General features: G+C 60.6%; 1 protein-coding gene and 4 pseudogenes. 1 reads left to right on the top strand and 4 read right to left on the bottom strand.

The annotated features are described in order from the left end of the window. Both BLR51_RS26710 and BLR51_RS26705 read right to left on the bottom strand, forming a co-directional pair. Positions 1-732: pseudogene (locus tag BLR51_RS26710) on the bottom strand (hypothetical protein); the annotation flags it as partial. 268 nt (positions 733-1,000) lie between these two features. After that, the gene (locus BLR51_RS26705; protein ID WP_089852573.1) at positions 1,001-1,606 is read right to left on the bottom strand and encodes a tyrosine-type recombinase/integrase; all 606 of its coding nucleotides are present in this window, start codon (positions 1,604-1,606) and stop codon (positions 1,001-1,003) included. 427 nt (positions 1,607-2,033) lie between these two features. Here BLR51_RS26705 and BLR51_RS26700 point away from each other — a divergent pair. Then, positions 2,034-2,435: pseudogene (locus BLR51_RS26700) on the top strand (transposase); the annotation flags it as partial. A 70-nt stretch (positions 2,436-2,505) separates the two neighbouring features. Here BLR51_RS26700 and BLR51_RS28405 read toward each other — a convergent pair. Together BLR51_RS28405 and BLR51_RS28400 are read right to left on the bottom strand one after the other, a co-directional pair. Further along, a pseudogene (locus BLR51_RS28405) lies at positions 2,506-2,698 on the bottom strand (transposase); the annotation flags it as partial. 499 nt (positions 2,699-3,197) lie between these two features. After that, positions 3,198-3,579, bottom strand: a pseudogene (locus BLR51_RS28400) (DDE-type integrase/transposase/recombinase); the annotation flags it as partial. Positions 3,580-3,670: the final 91 nt, after the last annotated feature.

Raw genomic sequence — 3,670 nt, 5'->3', positions numbered from 1 at the left:
CGAAGGCGCCCGCAGGGCCATCAGGAGGGAGGTATACTCGAGGGCGGCCAAGCTCGTATCATCCGGCAAGAGCCGCAGGACGGCCTCGCGCTCCGGCGCGTCCGAAACGTTGTAGAGCTCGCAGAGCAGGACGAGCATGATGATGCGATCAATGGGTGCGAGGCGTTCCGGGTCCGGCAGGATGCGCTGGAGAGGTTCAGACAGCTCCAACCCGTCGGGTAGCAAGATCAAAATGGGGGCCGGCAAGGGTAGCGCTTCGCTGATGCGATTTTCAAAGGCGGCCTGCATCGCCTTGGAAATTTCCCCTGTGTATTGGGTGTCAGGCTTGCAGAGCTGGAGGACCGGTCCGCTCGGACGGTGCGGACTGCGCGTGTAGACCTGCACGTTCGAAGGCACCACGCCATGTTTCAGAAGATACTCGATGAGGGTCAGCTCGCGCGGCTTGATGCCGGCCCACATGGTTACGCCCCCAGGGCGCAGAACCCGATCCTGAAAGCTTTCCTCGGGTCCGAAGCTGGCGGCCATGCGAATGAGCATGAGGAGGCGGCCAGAGTGGGTGGTTATGATGCTGCGTTCCGTCCGGGAAGACCGCGTGCCGCCGCTGTCGCCATCCCAGACCTCGACCGGGGCGACGGCTTCACTGTCGACGCTTTCACTCAGGCGTCGGATCAGGGTGACGGCATATGGCAGCCAAGCGGGAGGATAGTCATCGGGGGGAAGGGTATTGATCATATTGCGCTCCTTGAGACGGGCGCGCCCTACTCGGTACGGCCACCGGGCACAACCCCCAAAAATGATCTCAAGTCATTGAATTATAAGGTTTTATTTTCGCAAATCCAAAGGTGCGGGGGGGGGAAGGATCGTATTGTTCGGACGTGATGCCGTAAGGCTCTTTGTTTCATTGGCGCAGCCGTGCCGTCGACCGAGACTGGCTTTATGACAAGAAGAACAGGAAGAAGGATTTTCGCATTCTGGCGCAACGACCATGACCTGGCCTCACCTAGCGCCACATCCTCGCGGCGATGTCTTTCTCCTCTTTCCCGACGGCATCGGCGTAGATCGCCGTTGTGCTGAGCTGGGCATGGCCGAGCCAGCGCTGCAGCATGTGCAGCGGCACGCCCTGGACGGTCGCATGCACGCCAAAGCCGTGACGCAAGCCCTTTGGGCTGCGGTGCGGCGCATCGGGAACACCCGCCTCGATCATGACGCCCTTCACGATCTGCCAGACCCGCACCCGGCCGAGGTTCCAGATCGGCTGCGCCGCTTTCTTCCGCGAGCGCTGCGCCTCGCGAATGCCATGCGCGGTGTTGAGCGTGTCGAGGAATTCCGCCGGCACCGGGACGGATCGGAAGATCACCTTCTGCCGCCCGGACGCATCCTTGCGCTTCTTCAGCGACCGGAGCGTGATGCTGCCGCCCGAGAGGTCGATGCGGGCCGGGGTGATCTCCAGAAGCTCGGACGGCCGGCAGCCGGTCCAGTGCAGCATCTCGCAAAGCGTGCGGTCCCGCGCGGGCTGGCGCCGGGCCGCGGTCAGGAAGGCGGCGCGCTCCTCGGCGTTCAGATAGAGCCGGTTTCCGGCGGGATCATGCAGGCGCATTTCGGACATGGTGATCAGATTGCCCGAATTCTGTTTACCCGGGAAGCGGGAAAGCCGCCGCGGCGCCCGGGGGCGGGGGCCCGGGGCGGCTGCGGAGTGAACACTCTTGCCAATAGTGTTCAATCAGGCGTGCTGCCAGAAGTGATAGGCTGAAGGTGCAAGTGCCCGGCACCCGGTGTCGGCAGAGAGAATCGCGCTGACCACCGCGTACTCCAAAATGTCGCAATCCATGTCGCACATTCCTAATAAATGGTGGTATAAGGCTAGTTTTATCCGACTATTAGCAAGTTCGCGCCAATTAATGTCAAATTTTTATATAAATTTTTGTCGCCATTAATTAATGAGCCAACACATGCAAAGGAAGCACCGATGGCGTTCAAGGCAGCTCTCTTCACGAAACGTTTCAAGGCAGAGAACCAGTCCCTCAGTAAATTCGCGGCCGTATGGCACGGTGATCTGCAACCTCGAGAGGCGGCAGATCATCGACCTGCTGCCGGATAGGGAGCCAACGACTGTCGAGGCATGGCTGCGGAGGCAGCCTCAGATCGAGGTGGTCGCCCGTGACCGGAACGGCGGCTACGGTGGCGCGATCACGCGCGTCTTGCCTCGGGCGGTCCAGGTCGCGGATCGCTGGCACCTCCTCGAGAACGTCAGTGCGGCGTTTCTGGCAGCGGTGCGACGCCAGATGCTGACAGTCCGCCGCCCTGTTGGGGTGACGGAACTTGATCCCGCCCTGCTCACCGCGGCGGAGCGCCTGCAATACGAGGGCTTCCAGCGCCGACAACAGACGAACGAGACCGTGCGGCACATGGCGAGTGAAGGTGTTCCGATCACCCGCCGGAAACGCGATCATCATGGATCCAGCACGGCCAGCAGCACCGCCAAGTGCGACGGGGCTCCTCGTCGATCTCGGGCTTTTTGCGACCCCCGCGCTCGAATACGCCCGACGCGCCTTCCAGCAAAGCTCGCTTCCATTGATGGATCATCGTCGGATGCACCCCGAACCGGCTGGCCAGTTCGGCCGCCGTCTCTTTCACCCTTCAGGGCTTCCAGCGCGACCTTCGCCTTGAACTCAGGCGCGTGCGGCTTCCGATTCGACATCACTGATCTCCTTCTCGTAGAAGATCAGCAGACTGCAAATCGTAACTTATGTCAGTTTCCGAATTTCGGGGGCTCAGTGAGGCGCAGATGTGGAGTTATCCTTTGAGAGTTTTGCCCCACGGGCGCGCCGAAGGAGTAGCGAGTACACTATTCAGAGTGCCTCCAAAGCAGGTAGAGCGTGAGGATCATCGCTCCAGGAACACTGAAATAAACTAGGAAAACAAAAAATAACGGTGCGCCAGCAGCCCACAGAATAGTGCCGGCAACTATTCCTATGAACCCAAACAAGCAGGCTATCGCAAATCCGCGACCTGCAGAAAGTGCTCCAGATTCTTCATCGTACTTTGGCATAAATCTTCACCTGTGCTTAGGCATCCATGGTACAGTACTATACAGACATATTGGCGGAAACCCATTCTGTTTGTCACGCCTGAAGCGTATCCGAGAACGTGCGATGAAGTACCAGGGCACGCCGGTCTCCTCGCCTCAGGCCAGCATCGTTCGAGCTGAACTCAGTGCCATGGTCGCTGACGATAAGGCGTGGCTTGCCGCACCGGGCGATCAGCGCCGTCAGCTCCGGAGCGACAGGCCGACCAGAGATCGAGGTGTCGACCACGGCGGCGAGGCATTCCTTCGTCACGTCGTCGACCATGTTGAAGATCCGGAAGCGACTACCCTGGGAAAACTGGTCATGGACGAAATCGACCGACCAGCGCGTTCGGCGTGGCTACCGTTAGCAGCGGCGCCCGCGTCCCGGTCGCCTTCTTCCGCCCCCGTCGCTTGCGCACCGACAGGCCCTCTTCACGGTAAAGCCGCTGGGTTTTCTTGCGATTCACGGCATGTCCCTCCCGTCTTAGCAACACATGCAGCCGCCGGTAGCCCGCGCAGGGATTCAAAATAGGCGATGCGCTGGTGCAGCTGGGTCTTCCGGGTCATGCAAAATCCCCCGTCCCGTGTCGCGCAGACCGGAAA

Origin of the sequence: Salipiger marinus, assembly GCF_900100085.1 — a bacterium.
GTDB lineage: Bacteria > Pseudomonadota > Alphaproteobacteria > Rhodobacterales > Rhodobacteraceae > Salipiger > Salipiger marinus.
Note: the sequence above shows the minus strand (reverse complement) of the source record. Positions and strands in the feature narration are given on the sequence as shown.